Here is a 25,681-nt window from a genome sequence, read left to right on the forward strand (position 1 = left end):
CATGAATGCCATGACAGAAACCAAGCGTGCCCAGCACCCGTTCGAAGCCATCACTGCCGAGGCATACCGCCACCGTATCGCCGGCAACAAGTCCAACCGCGACGACGCCCTCAAGGCGCTCAAGAAGCTGACCGAGGAGCTGGAGATGCACCACGGCGACCGCCTGCCCGGCGACGTCGAGCTACACACGCTGGCCAACTTCTTCCTGCCCACGCCGGCCAAGAAGCCCAAGGACCTCTGGGAATGGGTCGCCAAGGCCGCCGGCACCGATGATGTGCGCTACTACCTCAACTACGTGCATGTCAGCGAGAAGTGGATCGAGGCCACCGACGGCCACCGCCTGCACCGCATCCCGAATACCGAGGGTGTCGAGCCCGGGTACTACCAGCCGGCCACCCGCCAGAAGATGGAGGTCGATGGCAAGTTCCCCGATACCGACCGCGTCATTCCGGGGATCGCCGCGATGGAGGCCCGCGAGGACGTCCAGCTGGACCAGTTCGAGCAGATGACCTTCCCCGACAACCGTCCCAAGTACCGCAACTATCTGAAGCTCGGGCAGTCGGCCATGAACCAGCGCTATGCCGAGGAAGCCCTGCGTTTCCCGACGCCGGTCGGTAGCCAGTCGAAAGTCACGGCATACCTGCCGGACAATGCGTCGTCATCCGTCCGCTTCGATTTCGGTGATACCGGCGCCATCGCCATCGTGATGCCCGCCCGCGTTTGAGGAGCCCGTCATGATCAAGCACCACACTGAGTACCGCCTGCGCATCGAGCAGGACCTGACCCCCTCGAACCCCCGCACCGAGGATGACAACGCGGGGGTGCTGGCCCTTCGCCACAGCCGCTATGAGCTGGGCGACATCGGCGGCATGGAGCAGGTGACCCGGTTCCTGGAACCGCTGATGACCCAGTACATCCAGGAGGCCAACTTCCCCGGCGACCTGGACGATGACCAGGTCATCTGCCCCAAGTGCCGGGCCGACGAGCGTCAGCCCAGTGATGATTGCAACCGCTGCGATCACAGCGGCTGGATCAGCAACCCGTTCGAGATCGAGATCGAGCAGACCTTTAACGGCCAGAACATCGTCGAGCTGTTGCAGCCCAACGACCTGGCGCATGTGGGTCGGATCATCGAGATGCTGGAGGAAGGTGGCCTGCTCCCGGAAGGCACCCTCTGCAAGCCGGTCTACCTCTACGACCATTCAGGGATCACAGTCAGCCACTCGTCTTTCTCCAGCCACTGGGACTCCGGCCAGGTCGGCTGGCACCTGTGGATGCCTGACGGCAGCGAGATACTGCCTGACCCGGACGCCACCCTGACGGCCGAGCTGGAAACCTACGACCAGTACCTGCGCGGTGAGGTCTACGGCTTTGTCGTTGAGGCACGCCCTGCCGTGGCCTTCGGCTTCGATGGTTCCCCGCTCAAGCTGGCGGACGACGATCTCTGGTATGTCGCGGACTCTTGCTGGGGGTTCTACGGCAGTGATCACAGCACCAACGGCATCGCGGAACATCTAAGCGATGACTGGAAGCCATTGCTCGATGAACTTGAATGATCATATAAGCGGTGCTTATTATCGTGGACCCCCACAAGGAGCGATATCGACATGATTCTGGCAGGTCCTGAAATCCTCGAACTGATCAACAGCGGCGTCATCAAGGGCGCCGCCCCTGAATATATCAATGGCTCCAGCCTCGATGTGCGCATCGGCGACGAGGCCCTGATCGAGAACCTGAACCGCTCGGCGATCATCGACCTGGGCGCCAAGGAACAGCTGGACATGGAGCGTGTGAAGATACCGGCCGCCGGGATGATGATTCATCCGGGGGAGTTCTTCATGGTCGCTACCCAGGAAATCCTCGACCTGCCTGACGATCTGTCCTGCGAGTTCAAGCTGCGTTCCAGCGCCGGTCGTGCCGCCCTCAACCACGCCCTGTCCGGCTGGGCTGATCCCGGCTTCTACGGGACGCTCACTCTGGAGTTCCAGAACGTCTGCCAATACCACCGTCTGCTGGTACGTCCTGGCATGCGGCTAGGACAGCTGGTCTTCCACCGCCACGCCTCGGCAGGGGAATACAGCTACCGCAAGCGCGGCCGCTACAACGGCCAGGTCGCCGTCACAGCCAGCATGGGAGTTGCCTGATGCACATCTTTCTCGATTTCGAGAGCTACTACGCCAACAAGTACACCCTGACCGGCCTTACCTACCCGGAATACATCCTCGATGACCGCTGGCTCTGCCAGGGGGTCGGGATCGCCATCGATGACGGCGAGATCGAGTATTACCCCGAGCATGAAGTCGAGGCCGCGATCGCGAACCTGCCGCTCGAGGAGGCCACCCTGGTCGGCCAGAACCTGATGTTCGATGCCACCGTGCTGGCCCTGCGCTACAACCGCTACGCCAAGCACTACGTCGATACCCAGTCGCTGGGACGCGGCATGTGGCCGGGTCAGGACGTCAGCCTCGAGGCCATGTGCCAACGGGCCTGGCCCGATGATCCCGACATGCAGAAAGGCAAGGAGCTGGCCAACTTCAAGAACTGCCGGGAGCTGGACGCCGAGCAGCAAGCGGTCATGGGCAACTACTGCAAGCAGGACGTCCGTCTGACCCGCGCCCTGTTCCACTATCTGCGGCCCAATATTCCCGACAGCGAGGTCGAGCTGGCTGAACTGACACTGCGCATGTACATCCAGCCACGTTTCATCCTCGACCGCCCGCTGGTGGAAGGCTTCCTGGAGAAGGAGCTGTCCCACACCAAGCAGCTGATCAAGGACTCGGGGCTGGCCAAGACCACGCTGTCCTCGAATCCCAAGTTCGCCGAGTGGATGCGCGAGAACGGCATCGAGGTGCCCCGCAAGGTCAGCCCCAGCACCGGCAAGGAAACCGATGCCCTGGGTCAGAAGGACCCGGCATTCCTGGCCACCATGGCCGACTACCCGGAGTTCGCCCACGTCTGGAAGGCCCGCGCAGCGGTCAAGTCCACGCTCAACACGACCCGTGCCCAGCGTCTGCTCGATCTGGACGACCAGCTCGGACGCATCCCGGTGCCTTTGTCGTTTTACGGAGCGCACACTGGCCGCTGGTCCGGCACCCAGAAAGTGAACCTGCAGAACCTGCCCCGTGGCGGTGATCTGCGCAAGGCGCTGACGGCCCCGCCAGGCTACAAGGTCCACGTCGCGGATTCCTCGAACATCGAGGCCCGTGTCCTGGCCTACGTGGCCGGTGAAACCAGCCTGCTGGAGATGATCCGCCGCAAGGAGGACATCTATAACGACATGGCCACCAAGATTTACGGCTACCCCGTCGATCGCAAGGCCAAGAACCCGGACGGCAGCAAGAAGCAGGAAGAGGAAGGCAACGTCGGCAAGACCGCCCGCCTCGGCCTCGGCTATGGCATGGGCGCCCCCAAGTTCCGCGCGACCCTGGCCTCCGGTCCCATGGGATCACCCCCGATCCTGGTATCCCAGCACTTCGCACAGACGGCCGTGGACACCTTCCGTGCCGACAGCCCCAACATCGTCAACTACTGGCGGCTGCTCACTCAGGCCGGTTACGACATGATGCTGCCCAAGACCGATTACTGGATCGGCCCGATCCGGGTCCGATATGAACGCCTCGAGATGCCCAATGGCATGGCGCTCAAGTACCCCAACCTGCGCGTCATCACCGACGAACAGGACGGACGCGACCAACTGGTCTGCGATCGCCGCAACGGCAAGACACAGCGCATCTATGGCGGCATCCTGGCCGAGAACATCGTCCAGGCCCTGTCCCGCACCATCGTGGCTGATCAGATACGTGCTGCCGTGCGCGAATTCCCCGACAGCTACCTCGTTCTGGCGGTCCACGATGAAATCGTGATGATGATGCCGGACGACAATAGCGACGACCGTCAGGCCCGACTCGAAGACCTCATGCGAGTGTCACCGGACTGGGCCTCTGACCTGCCGCTCGACAGTGAAGGCGGCTGGGATACCTGTTACTCGAAGTAGCGCTGCTAAGGATCATCACCTATACATTTACTATTTCAGAATGTGGAGCCCCGACATTATTAAATATGTCAAGCTTCGCTTTGTTATTATCAATATAAGAAAAGACCCATATCTCCATCCCCTCTACGGAAAATAGTTCGCAGGGGATTTCAAGTATTTCACTATTATCAAAGGCAAAGCTAGCACTATAGTTATCCAAGCTATCTATAAATACCATTAATATAGGTTTTGTAATACCTTCCTCACCAAGCCTGTAATTCATCTTTCGTATATTATCCCTCTTTCTAGCTTCCCTTCCAATGTCTGCCATTAACTTACTTTTATCTTCGCTAGCTTTACCTAATGGCATCGCCAGAAAATACCCTGTCTCCGACTCACTTTTAAAGAGAGACAGTGAATCTATACCATTATCCTGATATAGGCTGCAAAGATAATCTGATGCCATATAATTATAAAAGTCTCCACATATCAATTCTTTATTGTCAATCTTGTTCTCCACCTCTATCAATATTTTTTCAATCTTTTTTTCTAAAAGCTTTACCTTTGAGGTTACCTTCAACCTTACCACCCAAAAATAGTTTAATTTATCACTTTTAAAGTAACGTTCTCCTTGTGGTATTTTGTTACCAATTACAGCTCTTAATTCTTTACTTACCGAGTCGGTTGCAGAGGTAACCTCGACATAACGCCGAGTAGACTTATCGTATACCATAAAATCTGCTTCACCATTAGATTGTGCTTCGTGGTAAATAACTTTTTCTTCTCCAAACTTATTGACAAGAATTTTCTTTGCCAGTGCCTCTGCATGATCCATATTAATACACCTCTCGTCCAAAGTTATCTAATGTCAAGTAATCTTACACGGCAACTGACTTATTAGAACATCATGTAAGAATATACAACTGCTATCTCTTTAGACTATTGACTAATAACCTTCTCACCTTCAAAGAGAGCCCTACGGTTTGCAAAAATTCTTATCGCAATTATAATAAGCACTGCTTACCAAAAGCGCCCTTCCAGGTTTCATTACAACAAAGGAAAACGCCCCAATGGTTAATATCGACACCCTCAAGACTGCCACCAAGCGCGTGACCCAGGCCAACCGTCGTATCGAGACTCGTGAAGAACGCATTGCGACCAAGCGCGACGAGATCGCCACTCTGGACGCCGAGGTGCGCGCCGAGCAGGACCGTGTCGAGATGAACAAGAAAATGGGCCAGCTCAACCGCGCCCACGCGGCTCTGGATCGCATGCTCAACTCAACCGACAGCGACAACGAGGAAGTGCGCGAAGCCCTCGACAAGCTGATCGAGGTGGCCCAGGAGCAACGGGCCGCTGCCTAAGCCGCCCCGCTGCTTCTCGCCCCCGTGGATTCCACGGGGGTTTTTTCGTGCCTCAAGAACGGAGCCTGCCCCATGTCCGAGTATGAACTGCCCGTTTCCATCGATCTGGAAACCCTGTCAGTCCGACAGGACGCCCGTATCACCACGATTGGTGCCGCCGCCCGCGTGAACGGTGAGCTGGAAACCTTCGTCTGCTACCTCGACGTCAAGACCTCCCAACGGGACCGCCACATCGATCCGAACACGCTGACCTGGTGGCGCAAGCAAGGCGAGCTGTATGACCAGATGATGGCCCGGTGCGCGGACGGTGTATCGATGCGCGATGGCCTGCTGGCATTCCAGTCCTGGTACATCCAGCTGGGCGACAAGGATGCCCGCCTCACGCCCTGGGGCAACGGGTCCAGCTTCGATGTCGCCATGCTCGAGCACGCCTTCCGGTCCCACGGCATGCAACCGCCCTGGGCATTCTGGATGGCGCGTGACTTGCGCACCCTCAAGGCTCTGGCCGAGGACCTGGGCGTATACACCAAGGTCGAGCGCGAAGGCACGCACCACGACGCCCGTGATGACGCCATTCACCAGCTCCGCATGATCGAGACTCTGAAAGAACAGCTGAAAGCGGCTAGACCACAACAATAAGCACTGCTTATACTCAAGCGTCACACGTCAGATTTATCAGGGGCTCTATGGATCACGACCTCGACGACGAGAAGGCGCAGGAGATCGCGGAGGCCATGATTGATCATGGCCTTCGTGCTGCACGGCAAGCCTCTCAGCTACCACCGGCCACAGGTCGGTGTTTCAACTGCCAGGAAGCACTCGACGACCCCGAGACACGCTTCTGCGACACAGACTGCCGCGATGACTGGCAAAAGCGCCAACGTGCCAGCCATTTCAGGAGGGGATGATGGACCAGTTCCCAGCCACATTCGTCAATGCCCAGGTCCACCTGGGGAAAACCTACACCCTCGAGGGGCGGCAGAACCCGCCCCATGCCAAGAACCTCACCTCGATCGAGTACCCGCTGACGGCGGACTTCGAGGGACTGGACACCTTGGCCAAGCTGATCGCCCGCCACTCCGGTGGCGGCGATGCGTTCTTCACCGGGCACTTCCCGACGCCACTGGCCAACGAATCCCGTGCCGGTCGCAGCGACCCGAAGTTCCGCCCGCAGATTCTGGTCATCGACATCGATGACATGCCCCTGGGCAACATGGACCTGCCGCGCCCACTGGGCAAGGAAGCGCTGACCGCCGCTGCCAACCGCGCCCGTGATTATTTGCCGGACTCTCTACGCAACACGGCCTGCGTCGCGCATGCCAGTTCCTCCTTCGGCATGAAGCCCAAGACGGCCAGCCTGCACCTGTTCTTCCTGCTCGACGCCCCCGTGGTACCCGGCAAGCTGAAGGCGTGGCTGACCGAGGCCAACTTTGCGCACCCGGACCTGGATGCGCAGATCGAGCTGAATCCGTCCGGTCAGTCGCTGCACTTCACCCTGGACCGCTGCACGGCGGACAACAGCCGGCTGATCTATATCGCCACGCCGTTGTTCCTCGGCGAATTGATCCGGGACCCGTTCACCTCTCCCCAGGAGCGCGTGGCCCTGATCCCCGGCGAAACCCCGGTGGCCAACGTCTCCAAGGAAATCAATGCGGTTGTCCCCCAGACCGCTGACAACCTGATCAAGCAGAAGGTCAAGGAGCTGCGCGCCCTGGCCCAGCTGCCCAGCCGTGTCGGCAAGACCAAGGTCATCGAGACGCGCAAGGGTCACTACCACGAACTGCTGACCAACCCGGATACGGTCAGCATCGAGATTGCCTACGAGAACGACCCGTTCGTCTACGCGAACCTCAACGGCGGTGACTCCAACGCCTATTACTGGCCGAAGGACAACCCGAAGTACATCTACAACTTCAAGGACGAGCCTGTCGTCGAGATGGTCAAGGTGGCCCCGGACTTCTACCGGGATTACATGGCCTCGATCTCGGATGAAGTCGTCGATGAAACTGTCTCACCGCTGGTCTTCCGCGACCGGGATGCCGATACCTACTCGACGGTCCTCTACAACACCGAGGACAGCACCCTGGTGCATCACGCCTATGCCAGCCGTGTGGCACTTCGGGACTTCATGCTCCAGTACGGCGCCGACCTTCCTGACCCGATCGAGTCCTGGCAGGTCAGCTTCGACCCGAAGTCCACCACGGGCCAGATCGACTCAACGAACAAGCACTTCAACCTGTTCCGCCCCTCGCCGTACATGATGCGCAAGCCGGAAATCAGCGAGGAGTTCCAGGGCGTCCAGTACGGCTATGCCGCCGGCTACCTCAACCAGGTCGCGCCCAACATCCACAAGTTGATCGACCACGTCGTGGGTCACGGCCAAGCGGAGTATGAGCACTTCATCAACTGGCTCGCCTTCGCCTTCGTGTACCGCGAGAAAACGTCCGTCGCCTGGATGTTCCACGGGGTCGAGGGCACCGGCAAGGGCTTGCTGTTCCACCAGATCATCAAGCCGCTGTTCACCGAGCGCTACAGCTCCCTGAAGAAGATTTTCGACCTGGAAGACAACTATGACGGCTGGCGCGAGCAGATGCTGCTGGTCGTCATCGATGAATTCCGCATGGCCGATGCCAAGGAAGGGAGCCGGATGTACGAGAAGCTGAAGAACATGATCTCGGAAACCAGCGGCTCGGTGCGCCACATGCGCTCCAACCAGAAGAACGTCGAGCTGTTCGAGAACATGATCTTCTTCTCCAACACCCGCGACGCGCTGAAGATCAGTGCCACCGACCGCCGTTTCTGTGTCGCTCCGGCCCAGAACACGCCGATCAATGCGCTGTACGACACGGCCAAGTTGATCTTTGCCATTACCCAGGAATTGCCGCAGTTCGCGGACTTCCTCACCACCTTCAAGATCGACAAGGCATTCGCCCGTATTCCGCTCCAGACCGAAGCCAAGGCGGCGATGCGTAACGCCTCGAATACCTGGGTCGATGACTACGTCGATGCACTGCGCGGTGGCGACTTCGAGTGGCTGATCAACAACGTCCTGGATGTTCGCCCGACGCAACCGGATGACGCGGTACGTCTCAGCCAGGCGAGCGAGGTGTTGGCGCGGCTGGCGATCGACATCCTCGAGGCGGGTGAGTCTCGGGATTTTCTCAACCTCGACGACGCGCTGATTCTCTACAACGCCCTGGCGGGCGACGTCACTCGGAAGCTGAGTTTTTCCAAGATGATGGCCCGTTACGGCCTCAACTTCGAACGTCGTCGCATCGCAGGCCAACGGATTCGTGTCGCCCCCGTCGCATGGGAAATCAACGAGGACGTCGATCTCATGGCCTTGATCCGTGACAACGGCACCCCGGCCCAGCAGAAGTCGCTCTCTTCCATCCAGACCCACTAGGAGCCACCCCATGAACCTCTTCGGTAATGGGCGCCCCGACGGCGCCACCACGCCTGAAAAGCAACCGGCCGCGACGCCCAAGGGGCCGAGCGTCACCAACCACAGTCTGTTCGCCGGCAAGCGCCCGGACGCCACTGCCCTGGCCGAGGATGCCCTGTCACTGGCCGAGGCCCCGCGCGGCCCGGTACCGGCCTGGTCGTTCTCGGTCCTCAAGAAGTTCGAGGAATGCCCCTACCGCGTCTACCTCAGCAAGGTGGACAAGATCGCCGAGCCGTCCAGCGAAGCCGCCGATCGCGGTAACCGGATTCACGACGAGGCCGAGCACTTCATCCGTGGCGAGCTGTACACCGACAGGGTGCCCAAGAACCTCGAGAAGCTGGGCTTCGAGTATCGCACGCTGCGCGAAGCCTTCGACGAGTCCCCGGAGCAGTTCGAGCTGGAACAGAACTGGGGCTTCACCGCCACCTGGGGGCAGACGGGCTTCTTCGACAAGGACGTCTGGTGCCGCATGAAGCTGGACGTGTTCCGTCGCTGGGGGACCTCGGCCCACATCATCGATCACAAGACCGGCAAGAAATTCGGCAACGAGCTGAAGCACTCCGATCAGGGGCTCCAGTACGCGGTCGGTGCGTTCAAGCGCTACCCGGAGCTTGAGTTCATCAAGGTCGATTTCTACTACACCGACCAGGGCCAGAAGCTCGAGAAGTCCTTCACCCGTGAGCAGGCGATGGTCTTCCTCCCGCGTATCGAGAAGCGGGCCTTCGCGCTCACTAACGCCACAGCCGAGCAGCTGTCCCGTCCGAAGCCGTCGAAGAACAACTGCAAGTTCTGCCCGCACGCCGAGACTGGCGCCTGCCAATGGAGGGTCGCCGAATGATCACAGCCCGGTTCCTGCAGATGGTGCAACGGGACCGCCCCTTCACCGTGGCGCAGTGGGCCGAGGCCATGAACCTCGACCGCTACAAGTTCTGCCCGCCGCGCGTCTTTGCCCGCCTCTCGGGCACTCCCCTCCACCTGATAGAGAAAGGAACCACTCATGAATCTAAGCAAGCCCCTGGTCGCCATCGCCCTCACAGGCGCGATGCTGGCCGCAATCCATAACGCGATCGGCTACTTGCTGATTGCCCTGATGATCATGGCCGCTGCCCTCGGGCTGTTGTGGCTCATGACTCCCAGGAGACGTGAATGACGTTCTTGCTCTTGCTCCAGAAAATCGCGTTCACCGCGACCACCGTCGTGCGCACCGTGATGGCCACCCTGCAAATGATCCAGTTGCTGGTCGTCGTCGTGGCAGCGCTTCTCAGTGCCAACCGTAATCGCAAGGCGTATGCCTCATAGGAGACTCCATGGAGCTGTTTGATCATCAGGAACACACCGCTGTCTTTCTGACGAACACTCCCCGCGCCTGGGTCCAGAGCGACCCGGGAACGGGCAAGACGATCAGTACGCTGGAAGCCTTCCGCCGCTGGCGCCGTGACGGTGGCCAGGGTCGCATGCTGGTCCTCGCTCCGCTCTCGATCCTCAAGCCTTCCTGGGGCGATGACATCGCCAAGTGGCTGGGTGACGAGTTCACCTACTCGATCGCCTACGCTAAGAACCGCCTGGAAGCGTTCCTCTCCGGCGCCGACATCATCATCACCAACCACGATGCGGTGAAGTGGGCCACCAAGAAGGAGAACGCCCGATTCATGCATGAAGCATTCCCCGATGACCAGGAACACTGGCTGGTCATCGATGAGGCCACGGCGTTCAAGAACGCTACCAGTCAGCGGTCCAAGGCCATGCTGACCCTTCGCACCTATTTCGACCGTCGCATCGCCATGTCCGGTACCCCGACGGCCAAGGACGTGCTCGACATCTTCCATCCGACGCTGATCATCGATGACGGCGAGCACCTGGGGAACAAGTTCTTCCAGTTCCGCAACCAGGTCACCGACCCCATCCAGGTCGGCCCAGACCCGAAGATGGTCAAGTGGGTCGCCAAGGACGGTGCCGAGGAACACGTCGCGCAGGCACTGGCCGATATCTGCATCCGCTACCGCTTCGAAGACTGCCTGGACATCCCGGCCAACCAGACCCTCACCTATCACGTCGATCTCTCCCCGAAGCAGCGGGCCCTGTACCTGCAGATGCTTGAAACCAATGTGGTCGAGAACGACGACGGCGAGCGGGTGACAGCGGTCAATGCCGGTGTCCGCGTGCGCAAGCTGCTCCAGCTCCTGACGGGTGCGGTCTACAACGGCGACGGTGATGTGACCACCTTCCACCAGGACCGTTATGACCTGGTCATGCAGCTGGTCCAGGAACGCGAGCACAGCCTGGTCGCCTTCAACTGGAAGCATGAGGTCGAGGCACTGACCAAGCTGGCTGACAAGCTGAAGATTCCCTACGGCGTGATCGATGGGTCGGTGAAGAACGAGGACCGCATCAAGGTGGTCGAGGACTTCCAGGCCGGTCGCCTTCAGGTGGTCTTTGCTCACCCGCAGTCCGCCGGCCACGGTCTGACCCTGACCAAGGGCACGGCCACGATCTGGTGCTCCCCGACCTACAACGCCGAGCACTACCAGCAGTTCAACCGCCGCATCTATCGCGCCGGCCAGACCAAGGCCACGCAGACCATCCACATCGCTGCCCGTGACACCGCCGAGGAACAGGTCTACGAGCAGCTGGAGGGCAAGCTGACCCGGATGGATGACCTGCTCGCCCTCTTCCAGCAACGGACGGCGGCATGAAGCATGTCGTGTTCACGCATCACGCGCGGGCACGGTGGGCCGCTCGCTTCGATGACCTCGACGGCATCGAGGACGAATGGCACCAGGCACGACCCGCGTCTCGCAGAGTGCGCCAGCTCCTCGGCCACCGCGCATTCCCGCACATCCGCAACAACAAGCATGCAGGGGCCAAACCCGGCTTCTACATCACACGGCGCTGCGTCTTCCCTGTCGTGCGCCTCTCCAACGGTAAAACGGTCGTGATGACCGTCTACAACAGAGACTTCTGACATGAGCGAACTCAACGACCTGATCACTCGTTTCAGCGAAGCCAAGGCCGAGCTGAAAGATGCCAACGACCGCGCCAAGGTGCTCAAGAAGCTGCACGACGAGCTGGAATCACAGCTGCTCGAGTACCTGAAGGAAAACGAGCTGGATCGTGTGTCTGCGGCGGGCCATACGGCCAGCTACAGCACCGAGACGGTCGCCAGCGTGGACGACTGGGAAGCGTTCTTCGGCTACGTGAAGCAGCACGATGCGTTCTACCTGCTCCAGAAACGCATCGCCAGCGCCGCCTACCGCGAGGTGCTGCAGGTAGACGGTGTGGTGCCGCCGGGCACCTCTCCGATGGAGCGAGACAAATTGTCATTCCGTAAGGCGTGACAATTCAATAATCAGTGCTTATATTTGGGGTTGTGCGTCACAACCTCAGAATCAATCGAACCAATAGGACCGATATCATGGCTAACGATCTCATCGTCAACAATGACTCCAAGAAACTGCCGTCTCACGTTGCCAACGCAACCGGCGCGGGTAACGAGAACGTCAGTTCTGCTGACATGGCCATCCCGGCCATCAAGCTGCTCCAGGACCTCTCCCCGGAAATCAAGAAGGACAAGGCGGAATACGTGCCTGGTGCAGAGCCTGGCAAGATTCTGGTCACCCTGGGCAGCGCGCTGCACGACGAGCTGATCCTGATCAACCTCTACTACGATCACGAATACGCGCTGTTCCGTAAGCGCAAGTTCGGTGGTGGTTTCCATGGTGCCTATCCGACCGCCGATGCCGCAATGGCCAAGGCCAAGGAAGAAGGCGGTGGCAGCACCGAGATGTTCGAGGTGGTGGAGACGGGTCGCCACACCGTCCTGATCGTCAACCCGGAAACCGGCGAGCTGCGCCCGGCCATCCTCAACATGAACTCCACCAAGCTCAAGATCAGCCGCCGCTGGAACACTGATCTCAATGAGTTGGGCGGTGACCGCTTCTCCAGTGTCTGGAAGTTGAGCGTCACTTCTCAGTCCAACTCCAAGGGCGACTTCTACAACTACAAGGTCGAGAACCTGGGCTGGGCGTCCGAGGACCTGTACGAGCACGCCAAGCAGTTCTACACCCAGATCAAGGCGTCCTTCGAAGAAGAAGCGGAGAAGTCGCGCGAAGCAGCATAAGCACTGCTTACTGACCTTCAAGATAAGACCGGCTCCGGCCGGTCTTCTTGTACCCCCACCTTGAGAACGGATGACCAAGACAATGCCTGTGACACAACGAGTGGTGTACGTCGCCTCCGACGGCACCTCACACGAAACGGAGCAGGAAGCCCGGGATCACGAACTACGGCTGGACCTGGCGCCTCGAATTGACGATTTTTTACGCAGGAATGCTGTAGGATCAACCGTGCGTAGGAACAAGGTCGCTGACCTCGTTCTCGATTTTTCGTTAGAATTGCTATCGCCCCCCGTGCCGCTACCCCCCTACAGGGAGGAAAGCGACGATGAATGAGCACGGTTTTGTGCGAAAGGTACATCGGGCGCTGAAGGAAGAACGCAGGCTCACCCGCATCTGGAAGATCAATGACAACTTCCAGGGCGGTGTGCCTGACGCCTTCTATTGCGCTAAAAATCAACTGTGGGTTGAATATAAATATATTAGTGGAATCCCTAAGCGGGAGAGCACAGTTGTTACCCCCGATGTATCAGAATTACAGTACGAATGGTTGGAAGGCTTACAGAAATCTGGGATAGAAGCGTGGGTTGTCGTTGGTCACCCGAAGGGGGTTCTGGTCATTACTGATCTGGACGAATGCCGACAGGGTTATACGACGAAAGCGCTAGTCGAAAAGTCCGTCTCGTTTGCCGATTTCATACATTCGATACTGTATATTTGTACAAGGCCGTGAGCGTTTGGGGGGTATGTAGTAGCCCCTAACTCCGTTGGAGCTGAATCACTATGACTGCCCCGAACCGCCGGATCACAGAACGCGACCGTGAAGTCGCGCAGCGAATAAAAGCCGTGTGGGACGCTAACAAGAAGAACCTGGGTCTAAGCCAGCACCAAGCTGCTGCTCGTTTGGAGATGTCACAACCCGCCCTCTCGCAGTATCTGTCTGGAAAAGTTGCTACCAACACCGACTTCATCATTCGTTTCGCCAGTCTGATGGGTGTCGAACCGCGTGAGCTGGACCCGAAAATCCTTGTCAGTGAAGCCTACCCACGGATGACGCTCGTCACACGATCTGTCATGTCTAAGGGAGGAATGATGAGCAACGCCACCAAAGGGGAAATAGTGGATGTCACCGCCGATGCCGCTATACCCGCCGAGAACCTGACGGTGATCGTGGTTGATTGCGACCACTACCAGCCTCGCTATTTCCTGGGCGAACGACTGCTGCTTCAACATGTTGATCCCAAGGAACTGAAGGAAGGTGAAGAGGTTCTTGTCTACCGGGACGATACAAACGAGCTGTTCCGTGTCGGCAGTAAGATCAGCTACATCATCCAGCTCGATGACGCCCTTAAACCGGGTCACGTTATAAGCAGTGCGGATACTCGGGAGGACATCGACTTTTATAGAGTGGTATCACGCCTATGAAAGACCTTGTTGCACTTGCCAAGAACCGCAAGTCAGGCGACAAGCTGACTCATGCGCAGCTGAGGGCATTGGCCGAGAAACATGGGCTCAAGTTCGCCACAGTACGTTCCCGGTATGTGCGCGGGCACAGGGGCGACAAGCTGGTCGCCCCCATCCGCCCATCCTTCCAGGCCCGGTGCAAGGCCCACGGCATCGCGCCCAAGACTGCCTATTACCGCATGAGTCAGCTAGGCATGACGGAAGAAGAAGCCCTGACAACCCCTCTGCGCGGGGGGTTGGTCCGTCAGGCAGTCGCCAACGGCTTGAGCCCCGATACGTTTTACCGCCGCCGCAAGCTCGGCTACCCCATCAAGCGCTGTTTGGACCCACGCCCCATTACCTACTCTGAGTCCAAGCGCTTGCGGAAATAAATAAGCACTACTTATAATAATCACACCAGTAACCAGTAGGAGCTACCATGAAAACCGAATTCGCCCTGCTAGCCCTGTATGAAACCGTCACGCTCCCGCTGCCCAAGGTCGCGGAAGATATCCTGGGCATCGCCCTGTCCACTGCCCGGAACCAGATTTCCCAGGGCACCTTCCCGATCAAGGTTACCCGCATCAATGGCAAGCCGATGGTTCACATTACCGATGTTGCGGAGTACATCGACAAACAGCGTGCGGAAGCCGCCGCCTGACCGCTTGCCGGCGGGCCTAGTGCCAAGGTCATTCTTGCAGTGTCCTTTGCGCTAGGCCCGCTCTGAGGCAAGCGGCAAGGAGGTGATCCTATCTAGCCAAGGACCAGACGCTGTGAAGCGATGACTGGTACCAGCGCCCCGGACAACCGGGGCGTATTTGTTTGCCCTATTCCCCCTCTCCAGCCGGTGGGCGGTCCTTCTTTGCCAGCTGCTCACGCTCACGATTGACCAGGTCTTCCGGGCGCAGATTCGTATAGCGTTTCAAACTTCCCCAGTCCCGATGACCTGACACCATTGCGACTTCCTGAATCTGATATCCCTGTTCAAACAGACGGCTAATCCCCTCATGGCGCAGGTCATGGAAACGCAGGTCCTTGATCTCCAACCGCTCACAGATACGGGTAAATCCACCGCCGATCTGCGTCTTTGTGTAGGGGAAAATCCGCTCGTCTACACGCGGCTGTCGCTGAATGATTTCCAGGCTTCGGCCCATTAACGGGACGCGCTGGTGGTTGCCCGACTTCATGGTGGGGTGTTTGCGATCGCGGATCACGATAATCCCCGACTCTGCGTCCAGGTCATCCCAACGGATCGACAGAATCTCGCCCTGGCGCATGGCGGACTCCACGGCGAAATCCACTACATCATGCAACGGTGACGTCAGCATGTGGCGGGTGTGGTACGCCGCCGTGATGATCGCGTCCAGCTCCCTGGGCGATGCACGACGCTCACGGCTCTGCGGCTTGCCGGACAAGCCTGACCGCCCGACCTGCTTGCGCCACTTCTTCATCTCCACCACATACGACGACGGCAGGTCCAGTGTCATGGTCGCCGTGGACAGTGCGCTGGACAGTGCCATCAAGGTGCGCTGGTTGGTCGCGGGGGCAACGCCATCGTGCTTGACCCGGTATTCACAGAACTTGACCAGGGCGTTGTAGTCCAGCTCGCCGATCGGCATATCGGAGCCGAAATACTCGTTCATGATCTTTGCGTCGGTCAGGTTCCGGTAGTCCCGGCGGTGCGACTGATGCTTCAGATGCTCGACGTGGGACTTCCATATCTCACCCAGCGTGATGCTCTGTAGACGCGCGTCTTCATCCATTTTTCCCGAGGCCATGTCATCCTCGATTTTTCGCGCCCACTCCTGGGCCATGCCCTTCGTGCGGAACGTTTTGCTCTGCACGGGAAACCCTTGTTTTCTAACGATTGCTCTCCAGCTGCTCCCCCGCTTTTGGTATGTTGCCACGCTGCCTCCTTGGTACAGTGCCAAGCCGAAAAATGGCTCGATTCTGGGTTAAGAAACACTGTTTGAGAGTACCAAAATGTGTACCATCCCCTCTCATTTGGTACCAGTAAGTCATTTGGTACACTGATGATACAGAAAGGGCCGTAATTGATGATATACAACGGTAGCGTGGAGGAAGACAAAAACGCCGCAAACCCGCGTGGTTGACGCCCGCAAGTAACATTAGAGAATTAGTATTAATCGCCGGGAAAAAGCGCTATTCCCATGGTGGATGGGCCTGCCGTGGACCGTGAAGCAGTATCTCGATGATGTCCTGACAGAAGGCCATGGTGCCTTGTATGCCAGCGATGGCCGTCACCGCACCAACCCGACCCAGGGCTACGGCACGGGTGGCTTGATGCAGGGCCGCAGCTACATGCTGTCACTGACCTGGAATGCGCCCCTCGAAGCCTTTGATGAAGCGGGCAACTTCTTCGAAGGCAAAGGCATCGATGCCGTCTACTATCCCGTGCACAAGGCGATGGAATTCCTGGGCATGTCGGCACTTCCGACCTATCTGGCCACTGATGTGATCAAGAATCCCGATCTGGAGGCTTATACGCGGGCCTATCGTGAGCATCTGCGCGAGCATATCGGCCGCGCCTGAAGGCTCTGAGGAGAACCCACCAGCGCTGAGAGCCATCAAGCTGTAACTTGCCTTGAACAAGAAGCCCGCCATCAGTCATGTTTGACGACCGATGGCGGGCTTCTCGCGCTCTAACGGATAACGACCAGCGCTCACTGTTGCAGTGACACTGACCTCAGAAACTCCAGCGGGCATGCGTCCAGAAGATCCGCCCGGGCTCATTGACGCGTACGTCGCCCTGCAGCGGATCATCGTAGAAGCGATTGACGTGGTAGGCGTAGGCCTTGTCGAACAGGTTGGCGATGCCGGCGCTCAGCTCGATGGCGTCAGTGACACGATAGCCCCCTTCCAGCCCGACGATGCCGAAACCTGCCGTCTTCTGTTCGCTGTCGGAGATGCGTGATTGGCGTGCTGCCGCATGGAGACGTGCACCGGCCCACCAGGCATCGGCGTCATAGCGTGTCGCCAGATAGCCATTGAACGGTGCCACCTGGGACAACGGCGTGCCATCGCTCAGGTTGGTGCCGTGGGTGGCGGCGACGCCTGCCGAATGCCGCCAGCCATGCTGCTGCCAGCTGGCCTCGAGCTCGAGACCATAGATCTCGGCTTCGACATTGTCATAGGTGGTCAGCGAGTCCCCTTCGGTCAGCTCGATCCAGTCATGCACCCGGTTGTAGTAGGTGTCCGCCGAATAACGCCAGGCGCCCTGCCTGACCGCCACCCCCAGTTCGAGCTGCTGATGGATCTCTGGCTCAAGCTCGGGATTGCCCAGCCAACCGTCAGTTTCGGACTGGCGGTTGTAATAACGCTCGGTGGCGGTGGGGAAGCGCACGCTGCGACTGAGCGCCGCGTAGCCTTTCACCGCTTCATTGACGCGATGCTCCAGGCGCGCCAGCGCACTGAATTCCCCATCCCGCTGACTGACCTCGACATCCTCTCCGTACTGATCCCGCCAGGCGGAGATGGCCGAGGTATTGCTGCCCACCACCTCATCGGCATCTCGCGCATCGCTGAGGGAGACGTCATAGCGCGCGCCAGTCACCAGGCGATTGTCGGCATCCAGCGTGGTATCCAGTTCCGCGAACACCCCACCGCGCGTGCGCACGACATCCGGCCAGGTCTGACTGTCCGAGAGGCTGTCCAGCGACATGCCCATCCGGGAGTCGGCGTTGCTTTCCAGACGCTCGGCGTCAGCGCCCAATGTCAGTGTCGCGTCACGCCCGGCGACGGTCAGCGGGATATCGCCCTGGGTGCTGGCATACCAGGTCTCGGTGGTCGCGCTGGAGAACATGGCCATGTCGCTCATGTCCATGCCCGAGCTCATGTCCATGCTGGAACTCATGTCCATGCTCGATCTGGAGTCATCAACGTCACGCAGGGTGACATTGTCCATGTCGTGCACGACGCGGGCATGGTTGATCTGCGATTCGGTGTGCGAGAAAGGCCCGGCATTGTCGATGGTCAACTTGAGGTACTGGCGGTCCATGTCACTGCGTGGCGCATCCATGGTGGGATAGAGCGCATCGTCGATCCTGACGACAGCGACCCCCGCCTCGATGGCGACATCCTCAGTGGCGAAGGCGCCGACACGGACACTGCCATTGTCGCTGCGATAGGCACCAGACTGGGTATCGCCGTTGCCGTCCTCATAGTTGTTGCGCTCGGAATGCTCGACGTCCAGCGCAGCCCAGACATCGCCCTGCTTGGCGGTCAGCGACAGCGTCTCGCTGGTGGCATCATCATTGCTGCGCCAGCCGGTCCCCAAGGTGCCATGCACGCCGTCATCGTCGGTGCGTGATGGCGTGTGACGCGTCACCTCGACGGTGCCTGCGGCAAAGCTGGGACCACGACTGACGCTCTGCGCGCCCTTGTAGAGGGTGAGATCCGACTGACTGCCGGTGGTCGCATAGCCCAGCGTGGTGTCCATGCCGCCGGGGCAGGCCGGATAGAGCGGCGCCCCATCGACCTCCTGAATCAGGCGTTCACCGCCCTGCGCCCGAAAGATGGCCGAGACACCATGACTGCCCAGACGAGAGCCACTGACGCCGTTGACCTCACGCAGCTGCTCACCGATATCCAGATTGCCCTTGGCATGCCCCTGGCTTGACTCGACGATGGGGCTGGCCATGGGTGCCTCGGCCTCGACATGCACCAGAGGCAGTTGCGAGACGGAGCTCTCCTCGGCGTGGACGCCAAATGAGGCACTGCTCGCCAATACCGCCGCGACCGTCACTGGCAGACGCCGACGACTGGGCAGACCGCTCATGGCCTGCGCGAGCGGAGAAGACGGAAGTGATGGGAAGCCAGTTGAGGGAAGTGATGGGAAGACGGATGACGGCTTCATGCGCTGGCCTCCGCCGCATCGTGGTGACGAGAGGCACTGACACGAATCCACAGCCAATCGAGCAGGCCCATCACGATCAGCGAGAGGCCGACCAGCGGGAAGATCACCCCGATGATCATCATCAGGCCCCAGACACCGGCGATACGCTTGCGCTCCCTGGGCAGCGGCGGGATACCGATACCGCCCACCGGACGACGCTTCCACCACATCACGCCTGCCCCGACGCTCATCATCACCATCGCGAGACACGCCATCAGCAGAATCAGCTGATTGATCAGGCCGTACTGCTGCCCCAGATGCACATTGATGCCCCACTCCAGCGCCCGTCCCAATGGCCCGTAGTCGGCGTAATGCATGTCGAGCAGCACATCGCCGGAGTAGCGATCCACATGCACGACCTGCTGGCGCTCCAGCGCATCCGGATACACGGAGCCGGTATAGACGCCCTGAGCGGTGCTCGGCAGATTGATGGCATAGCCCGGCGCCAGGCCCTCGCGAGCGAAGATGCGTTCTGCCTCGTCGAGGCCGATATCGGCGTGGGCAATCGCCGCAGCGCTCAGTGGCACAGCCGCTTTCACCGGCGCGGAACTTGCGCCAGAGCCGCCGTGACCGGCGTGCTCACCCTCGTCGACAATGGGATCAGCGGCGTCACCCGGCAAAGAAGATAACGGGATAACGGCTTGTTCAAGCGACCAGCTGGTCAATTCCTGATCCACCAGGCGGGCATCCGACATCGGCGTGTTCACGCGCACGCCATCGGGGTACCCATAGTTATGCCCATTGGCCAACTCGTTGACCTTGGCCCCCCAGACCATCGACCACGGCATGCCGGTCACGGCGAGAAACACGATGAAGCCGGCCGCGATGATGCCACACACGGCGTGCAGGTCCCGCCACCACAGCCGGCGCGCCGGCGTGGTCCGCAGCGTGACCACACCCCCTTTCTGGCCCCGCGGCCACCACAGATATAGCCCGCTGAACACGAGCAGGATCGACCACCCGGCAGCGATCTCCAGCGCCGCGTTACCGATCGGCCCCGTGATCGCGAGGCTATGCAGACGACGTACCGTCCACATGATGCTGTCGCGGTAGGCCATCTGCCCCTGGACTTCGCCGCTGTAAGGATTGACGTAGACGGCCTGCTTGCCACTGCCATCGGCTGCCACGATATCGACTTCCGTGGTCAGGTCACGGGCGGGAGATGGCACGACGCGCACCGGCGTGCCCGGAAGACTCGCGAGCGCCTGATCCACCTGCTCGCTCAACGGCAGGCTTGTCACTGCCGGATTCTGAGCACTCTGCGTGACGGGCGTGTTGACCTTCATCAGGTCGGAATGGACGAATTGATCGATGCCATCGCGGAACAGGTACAGGCCTCCCGTCACGGAAAGCAGTACCAGAAACGGCAGCACCAACAGGCCGGCATAGAAATGCCAGCGCCATACTGCCCGGTAGATATCGCTGAACCCCCGCCCGGCGCGGCTGGCGGTTCCAGTGTCTGTTGCGGTCTTCATTGCACAAATTACCCATCAGCAGGCGCCCCACGTGCGACGGATCCAGGGTCCGTCGGTCAACGCGGGGTCACCGAACATGGTCTGGAGCCGTCACGACGGCCCCGGAAGCGTTCACGCAAACACTGATGGGAAAGGCGGTGCCCGCCCGGGAGGACGTAGATGGACACCGATCTCCCGTCGGGAGACCGGCAATGGGCGAGGCGTGGCGTCTCGCCCGAGGACTGCCAGCATCAGTACCAGCACGGCGGCGATCAATGCCAGCGTGAAGGCGGCCATGCTGGCCAATGGGCAATCCGAGGCGGCAGAACTGTGGGTGATCTGCGCCTGGGAGCCACTCTCGCGTGCCGCGCGAGTGATCCAGTCGCTATCCCCGCTGACCCAATGCCCGGCGCCGGGGCTCTCGAAGACAGCGTGATCATTCACCATCACCACACGTGGCGCCGCCAGTGGCATCACCAGCATCGCGGCCAGCGCCAGCAACATCACGAAGACCGCGTGGCCATTGGCCGCCGTCAGGCGTGACAGTGCACGGTGGAAGGAGACGGACTCATCTCGAGTCTGGCGCGAGCATGGAGCCGACATCATGAGGCCGACTCCGCTGGCACATCATGCCCCGCGCCCTGATCTATCGAGTCGTGCACCGAGTCATGCACCGAGTCGAGCAGCTGTTCGATGCGATCGGCTAGCTGGGCCGGCGTCTGACTGAGCGGCAAGGTATCGCGCAGTCGGCCCTGATCATCGAGAACGAGAATCGCCACGCTGTGGTCGATCATGTAGTCGTCAGCAGGATGAGCGGCTGGACCGTGCTCGCGCACATGAAACTGGAGGCCCAATCGCTGCGTCAGGGCCTTGAGACTCTGCTCATCGTCCGGGGCCGTGCGAAGCCCTGTCACCGGCAGGTGGAAGGCGGAAAGATAGCGAGTGAGGACAGGCAGGGTGTCGCGGGCGGGGTCCAGGGTCAGGAACAGCGGGTGCAACCTGTGTTGATCCTGAAGGTCCAGGCGCTGCCAGACCATCTGCAGACGCGCCAGGGACAGCGGACAGATATCCGGGCAATGGGTGAAGCCGGGGATCAACAGGCTCAGATGCCCGGATTCTTCACCGGCTAGCGTGCCGGGAGTCAAGGTGCCGCGCGTTGAAGACAGTTCCAGCGTCGTCGGCCAGGCCTCGCGCGGTTGATGGGAGGCATTGAACCCCATCACCAGCACGATCAACATGATAGCGAGAGCACTGAGCCCCATGAGGGCCAGTTTGCGCAGCGACATGAAAGCCCCGGAAGCATGGCAATGAGCGTCACCGCACGATGCGGTGCGCCTGGACGATGGGTCCTGACTCTGTCAGTTGCACGGATGCTAACGGTTCAGTCGCGAGATGCGACAAATGCGACAAGTTGCCACGCCACGCTCGGTGCACGCTGCGATAGCGACAAGCCATCATGACCATCATCAGATTCAAAGTGCGCCGCCCACGGACTGCCACGACACTAGGCTCATTCCCTCCCTCTTGTCATGAGGTCCCCCATGATTCAACGCCTGTCCCTGCACCCAGCCATTCTGGAGGTGCGCGATCTGGAAGCCGCCTGCCGCTTCTTCCAGGAGACTCTCGCCCTGCCCACATTGCTGCGCAACGCGACCAGCGCGACGCTCGAACTGCATCACGCACCCGATGGGCAGACCAGCGTCCTGTTGTTGCAGTTGAGCGCAGAGCAACCGGACAGCCGCAAATTGACTCTGGAGGTGGATCGCGATGACTTCCCCCACGTCAGGTACCTGCTGCAGGCCCACGGCGCACACTTGATGGAAAGCCACGGCAGCAGCGCCCCGGGCTGTGCCTGGCAGGTCCTGGACTGTGTGTTGCCTGATGGGCATCGCCTGCGCGTGGTCAGCATCAACCCCGAGCGCTGCGCGCCGGTGATCAGCCGAGGTGTCAAGAACGCGCAGTGAAAGACGCGCAGTGAAAGACACGAAATAAAAGACACGCCGATGGCTCATGCCGCTAGCGCCCTTCTCCATCCGGCGAGGTTCTGAACCAGACATTGCCTGCGCTGCCTGGTGACCGCAACTGGAAGGGCGCTGCCAGTCCTTCGAGCGCATTGTCGGAGGGATTCTCCGCAGAGGGCACGCTTTCCGCCAGCTGGAAGCCCCCTTCCGCGGAGCATTCAAGCGTGCCGGGGAGCAGGTTCGTCACCTCCTGCAGCAAGGGCTCGATCAGTCCCAGGTCAGTGGTAGCTCGCAATTGATCGAACAACGAACGTACCAGTGCGGTCACCAGATCACCGTCCTCCTGAAGCTGCGTCCCCACGGGACAGTACAGGGTTCCCACCTCCACTTCTGGAACACAGACTCCCAGCAGACTACAGGTGGGCAATGCATTCACCGTGCCCAGGGTCGCATCCACCAACGCATCCACCGGGCCGAGGTAATTGGTGAGAATGTCATCCTGCGCGACGGTCCCGGGGGGTGGCGTGCACAGGTCGAGCACCCCGGTGCTCAACAGACAGCTGGTATCCGCCGGCGGATTCTGTTGCTCTTCCAGCGTGAACGTCTCGCAAGGCGTCCCCGCGATCACCTTCTGCGATATCCAGCGCGACTGCACGTCCCTGCCGCTGAAAGGACATTGTTGGGGTGTTCCGCGATAGAGAAATCCCGGCAAGGCAGCAGGTTCGCCGGGGCCGATGGCATAGACAGGTCCGCCCTGCAGCGCATGCAGATAGCTGACACTGCCGGCATTCACGTCACCGGCGATATCACGGCTGTCGGTCGCTTCATCACTGGCGGACTTGAGACAAGGGTCACCACTGCAATTGGCAGTGGCGTAATAGAGTGGCTCACGACTGGAGAAGCGGTCATCCCGTATCCCGATCAAGGCGCGACTGACCACGGGAGGCTGGCTGCGATCGAAATACAGAATGCGCGGGGCGTCATGCTCATCGACATCGAAGACCTCACCCAGCGCGCGCCCGTTGGCATCCTCGACCACCAGCTCGCGTGACTGCTGGGTCATGTAATGCTTGAAGAGGGCATCCCGTATCGCCGCCAGCCCGACCAGCGAGCCGATGATCAGGATCGAAGTGATCAGGATCAGCTCGATGGTGATGATGAAACCGCCCTGTCTGCCAGGCGAACGGCATGCGTGAGTGACCGACCTCTTATCTGCCGCCATGTGCTTTCCCCCGAGATGATTGTGCTGGCGAGGCTGTCGGCCTCGCCGCATTACCACAGCTCTCTCATCAGGATCAGAACCTCCTGAACGCGCAGACTGGCCGGAAAGATCACCAGCACGAAGAACAAGGGGCCGCCGACGAGCAACATCGGAAACAGCGCCTTGACGCTGCGTTGCTGCATCGCCTTGCGCTGGCGCTCGCTCTGTTGGCGCGCCAGCTGGGCGGCAAAGGCTTCCAGCACATCATGCAAGGGGTTGCCCATCCGGTTGCCCGCCACCAGCAACATGGCGAACTGGTGCAATTCGCGGCTGCCAGTGCGCCTAGAAATTCGCGAGGCGGCTTCCTTGAGCGACAACCCGCCTTCCAGTTCTGCACTGAACAGCTCAAGCTCGAAGGCCAGCGGATGGGCAGGCGGCAGTGCCTGACGAGCAGCCTCCCGCAACGATGCGGCCAGCGACAGGCCATGGCGCTGATACGCCAGCGAGACGGCCAGCAGATGGCCCAGCGCCGCGGCGATGCGTGTCTGGCGTTCACGCCGACGCTGCCCCAGCCACAGATGCGGCAGGAGGATTCCCATCAGCAGGCCCGCCAGAGCGCCAAGCCCCGTACCCATAACGCGCAGAACCAGCAAGCCCAGCAGAACGGGCAACATCAGCTGGAATACCCACCACCAGATCACGCGACGCGACTCCAGCCCGGCCTGACGCATGCGCCGACGTGGCGTGAGTGAGCGGCCTTGTCGGATGTCATCGGGATTGCGCAACAGCTCCTGCAGCACCTGCGCGATGCCGCTCTGCTCCAGACGAACCCTGAAGGTGCTCTGCAGGGCCAGATACAGCGCCAGCAGCGCGCCCAGCACACACAGGATGATGATGTCCGGCAGGTAGGCGTCGGGGAGCGACCATGACGGCAGCGAGGCAAGGCCATTCATGGCTGCTTCCTCATCATGTGACGCAGCCAGGCAAAGCCCAGAATCTGGCAGCACACGGCGCCCAGCAACAGCACGCTGCCCAGCGGGTGCTCCAGCAGCAATCTCAGCCAGTCCGGCTCCTTCCAGAGAATGAAGGGCACGATGGCGTAGGGAAGCAAGGCGATCACCAGCAGGGAGTAGCGCGCGCCGGACAGTTCGGTACGCAGCTGACGGCGCATCTGGTAACGCTCATGCAGCGTGGGCAGCAGAGAGGGCAGCAGGCTTGCGAAGCTCATGCCACGCCGCTCGGCGCTGATCATCGCCGCCGTGAACAGTCTGACGCTCTCGCAGGGGTAGAGGCGCAGCATCCGCTCGCAGGCCTCGTTCAGTGACAGTCCCATGTCCAGCCGATAGACAAGCTGCATCAGTTCGCGGCGTGAGGCCTTGAGGGACGATGCCCCCGCCAGGCGCAGCCCGTTGCGCAGGTTGTCTCCCAGCTTCAGGCTCGCTTCCAGCATGTCCAGCGCCTGGATCAGATCCCCCTCGAAGCGGAAGATGCGCCGACTGGCGAATTCATGCAGCAGGAAGCCGACCAGCAACAGGCTCGTCATCAATGCCAGTGAGGCAAGCAACAGGTTGCCGGGGAACCAGCCGAGGAAGATCACGAAGATCATCACGCTGCTTCCCCACACGCCCGCCACGAACAGCACCGGCCGCATGCTGATGTCCAGCAACGCCAGCAGGCGCTCGAGACGTGGCATCTCTCGGCGGTGCATCAGCCCGAGCGTGGTATCCGCGCCCATGAAACGCTGCGCCCTGATCATGCTGATGATCAACCACAGGGCAGACAGCGCGATGCAGACCAGCAGCAGGATCAACAT

The 25,681-nt window shown here is 60.2% G+C and carries 29 protein-coding genes; 20 read left to right on the forward strand and 9 right to left on the reverse strand.

What is annotated here, in order from left to right; translation table 11 throughout:
* Position 1 precedes the first annotated feature (1 nt).
* The 4 genes from QD172_RS01960 to QD172_RS01975 are packed head-to-tail and all read left to right on the forward strand — an operon-like array spanning position 2 to position 3,994.
* On the forward strand, positions 2-724 hold the full coding sequence (locus tag QD172_RS01960) for a hypothetical protein (RefSeq protein WP_279854730.1): 723 nt from the start codon (positions 2-4) through the stop codon (positions 722-724).
* A gap of 10 nt (positions 725-734) precedes the next feature.
* A complete protein-coding gene (locus QD172_RS01965) occupies positions 735-1,556 on the forward strand; it encodes a hypothetical protein (protein WP_279854731.1) in 822 nt (273 codons plus the stop codon).
* Between the two features lie 51 nt (positions 1,557-1,607).
* Positions 1,608-2,144 carry a dCTP deaminase gene (gene dcd, locus QD172_RS01970; RefSeq protein WP_279839965.1) on the forward strand — a complete coding sequence of 179 codons (537 nt, stop codon included), beginning with the start codon at positions 1,608-1,610 and terminating at the stop codon, positions 2,142-2,144.
* A complete protein-coding gene (locus QD172_RS01975; protein ID WP_279854732.1) occupies positions 2,144-3,994 on the forward strand; it encodes a DNA polymerase in 1,851 nt (616 codons plus the stop codon). Before dcd ends, QD172_RS01975 begins: the two co-directional genes overlap by 1 nt.
* 19 nt (positions 3,995-4,013) lie before the next feature.
* Here the strand turns inward: QD172_RS01975 and QD172_RS01980 are convergent, their stop codons facing one another.
* Positions 4,014-4,808 carry a hypothetical protein gene (locus QD172_RS01980; protein WP_279854733.1) on the reverse strand — a complete coding sequence of 265 codons (795 nt, stop codon included), beginning with the start codon at positions 4,806-4,808 and terminating at the stop codon, positions 4,014-4,016.
* A gap of 235 nt (positions 4,809-5,043) precedes the next feature.
* Here QD172_RS01980 and QD172_RS01985 point away from each other — a divergent pair, with 235 nt between their 5' ends.
* The 14 genes from QD172_RS01985 (at position 5,044) to QD172_RS02050 (ending at position 14,998) form a co-directional block, all read left to right on the forward strand.
* Positions 5,044-5,337: a hypothetical protein gene (locus QD172_RS01985; RefSeq protein WP_279854734.1), complete on the forward strand. Its 294-nt coding sequence runs from the start codon at positions 5,044-5,046 to the stop codon at positions 5,335-5,337.
* Between the two features lie 72 nt (positions 5,338-5,409).
* Positions 5,410-5,976: a 3'-5' exoribonuclease gene (locus QD172_RS01990; RefSeq protein ID WP_279854735.1), complete on the forward strand. Its 567-nt coding sequence runs from the start codon at positions 5,410-5,412 to the stop codon at positions 5,974-5,976.
* A gap of 268 nt (positions 5,977-6,244) precedes the next feature.
* Positions 6,245-8,743, forward strand: a complete 2,499-nt coding sequence (locus tag QD172_RS01995; RefSeq protein WP_279854736.1) for a primase-helicase family protein — start codon at positions 6,245-6,247, stop codon at positions 8,741-8,743.
* A 10-nt stretch (positions 8,744-8,753) separates the two neighbouring features.
* Complete coding sequence (locus QD172_RS02000; protein ID WP_279854737.1) at positions 8,754-9,620, forward strand: PD-(D/E)XK nuclease family protein; 867 nt, start codon at positions 8,754-8,756, stop codon at positions 9,618-9,620.
* A gap of 159 nt (positions 9,621-9,779) precedes the next feature.
* Entirely contained in the window at positions 9,780-9,932 is a 153-nt protein-coding gene (locus QD172_RS02005; RefSeq protein WP_279854738.1) for a hypothetical protein, read from the forward strand.
* Entirely contained in the window at positions 9,929-10,081 is a 153-nt protein-coding gene (locus QD172_RS02010) for a hypothetical protein (protein ID WP_271302904.1), read from the forward strand. Before QD172_RS02005 ends, QD172_RS02010 begins: the two co-directional genes overlap by 4 nt.
* 8 nt (positions 10,082-10,089) lie before the next feature.
* Positions 10,090-11,475 (forward strand): DEAD/DEAH box helicase, encoded by a 1,386-nt coding sequence (locus QD172_RS02015; protein WP_279854739.1) that lies wholly within the window; start codon positions 10,090-10,092, stop codon positions 11,473-11,475.
* A complete protein-coding gene (locus tag QD172_RS02020; protein WP_271302902.1) occupies positions 11,472-11,744 on the forward strand; it encodes a hypothetical protein in 273 nt (90 codons plus the stop codon). The genes QD172_RS02015 and QD172_RS02020 overlap by 4 nt, the downstream gene beginning before the upstream one ends.
* Before the next feature lies 1 nt (position 11,745).
* Entirely contained in the window at positions 11,746-12,117 is a 372-nt protein-coding gene (locus tag QD172_RS02025; protein ID WP_279839972.1) for a hypothetical protein, read from the forward strand.
* 77 nt (positions 12,118-12,194) lie between these two features.
* Positions 12,195-12,899 (forward strand): hypothetical protein, encoded by a 705-nt coding sequence (locus QD172_RS02030; RefSeq protein WP_141391752.1) that lies wholly within the window; start codon positions 12,195-12,197, stop codon positions 12,897-12,899.
* Positions 12,900-13,222: 323 nt separating this feature from the next.
* Positions 13,223-13,627 carry a hypothetical protein gene (locus QD172_RS02035; protein ID WP_279854740.1) on the forward strand — a complete coding sequence of 135 codons (405 nt, stop codon included), beginning with the start codon at positions 13,223-13,225 and terminating at the stop codon, positions 13,625-13,627.
* A 50-nt stretch (positions 13,628-13,677) separates the two neighbouring features.
* A complete protein-coding gene (locus tag QD172_RS02040) occupies positions 13,678-14,319 on the forward strand; it encodes a helix-turn-helix transcriptional regulator (protein WP_271302899.1) in 642 nt (213 codons plus the stop codon).
* Positions 14,316-14,729, forward strand: coding sequence for a hypothetical protein (locus QD172_RS02045; protein ID WP_279854741.1), 414 nt, complete (start codon positions 14,316-14,318; stop codon positions 14,727-14,729). The genes QD172_RS02040 and QD172_RS02045 overlap by 4 nt, the downstream gene beginning before the upstream one ends.
* Positions 14,730-14,776: 47 nt before the next feature.
* Positions 14,777-14,998 carry a pyocin activator PrtN family protein gene (locus QD172_RS02050; protein WP_271302897.1) on the forward strand — a complete coding sequence of 74 codons (222 nt, stop codon included), beginning with the start codon at positions 14,777-14,779 and terminating at the stop codon, positions 14,996-14,998.
* A 166-nt stretch (positions 14,999-15,164) separates the two neighbouring features.
* On the opposite strand, the gene QD172_RS02055 is transcribed toward QD172_RS02050, so the two are convergent.
* On the reverse strand, positions 15,165-16,244 hold the full coding sequence (locus QD172_RS02055) for a site-specific integrase (protein WP_279854742.1): 1,080 nt from the start codon (positions 16,242-16,244) through the stop codon (positions 15,165-15,167).
* Positions 16,245-16,515: 271 nt separating this feature from the next.
* On the opposite strand from QD172_RS02055, the gene QD172_RS02060 reads away from it, so the two are divergent.
* Complete coding sequence (locus tag QD172_RS02060) at positions 16,516-16,890, forward strand: NAD(P)H-dependent oxidoreductase (protein WP_347882020.1); 375 nt, start codon at positions 16,516-16,518, stop codon at positions 16,888-16,890.
* A gap of 154 nt (positions 16,891-17,044) precedes the next feature.
* Here QD172_RS02060 and QD172_RS02065 read toward each other — a convergent pair whose 3' ends face one another.
* The 4 genes from QD172_RS02065 to QD172_RS02080 form a co-directional block, all read right to left on the reverse strand.
* Entirely contained in the window at positions 17,045-19,135 is a 2,091-nt protein-coding gene (locus QD172_RS02065; protein WP_279854743.1) for a TonB-dependent receptor, read from the reverse strand.
* A gap of 74 nt (positions 19,136-19,209) precedes the next feature.
* Positions 19,210-20,727: a PepSY domain-containing protein gene (locus tag QD172_RS02070; protein WP_176494089.1), complete on the reverse strand. Its 1,518-nt coding sequence runs from the start codon at positions 20,725-20,727 to the stop codon at positions 19,210-19,212.
* Positions 20,728-20,838: 111 nt separating this feature from the next.
* On the reverse strand, positions 20,839-21,312 hold the full coding sequence (locus tag QD172_RS02075) for a hypothetical protein (RefSeq protein WP_077371284.1): 474 nt from the start codon (positions 21,310-21,312) through the stop codon (positions 20,839-20,841).
* A complete protein-coding gene (locus tag QD172_RS02080) occupies positions 21,309-21,992 on the reverse strand; it encodes an SCO family protein (protein WP_279854744.1) in 684 nt (227 codons plus the stop codon). Before QD172_RS02080 ends, QD172_RS02075 begins: the two co-directional genes overlap by 4 nt.
* 255 nt (positions 21,993-22,247) lie before the next feature.
* On the opposite strand from QD172_RS02080, the gene QD172_RS02085 reads away from it, so the two are divergent.
* Entirely contained in the window at positions 22,248-22,670 is a 423-nt protein-coding gene (locus QD172_RS02085) for a VOC family protein (RefSeq protein ID WP_077371280.1), read from the forward strand.
* A gap of 52 nt (positions 22,671-22,722) precedes the next feature.
* On the opposite strand, the gene QD172_RS02090 is transcribed toward QD172_RS02085, so the two are convergent.
* From QD172_RS02090 to QD172_RS02100, 3 genes are read right to left on the reverse strand one after another with little or no spacing between them, the layout of a single operon-like run.
* Entirely contained in the window at positions 22,723-23,889 is a 1,167-nt protein-coding gene (locus QD172_RS02090) for a hypothetical protein (RefSeq protein WP_176503872.1), read from the reverse strand.
* Positions 23,890-23,939: 50 nt separating this feature from the next.
* A complete protein-coding gene (locus QD172_RS02095; RefSeq protein WP_279854745.1) occupies positions 23,940-24,821 on the reverse strand; it encodes a type II secretion system F family protein in 882 nt (293 codons plus the stop codon).
* Complete coding sequence (locus QD172_RS02100) at positions 24,818-25,681, reverse strand: type II secretion system F family protein (protein WP_167592994.1); 864 nt, start codon at positions 25,679-25,681, stop codon at positions 24,818-24,820. Before QD172_RS02100 ends, QD172_RS02095 begins: the two co-directional genes overlap by 4 nt.

The sequence above is a fragment of the Cobetia sp. 10Alg 146 genome, from assembly GCF_029846385.1.
Lineage (GTDB): Bacteria > Pseudomonadota > Gammaproteobacteria > Pseudomonadales > Halomonadaceae > Cobetia > Cobetia marina.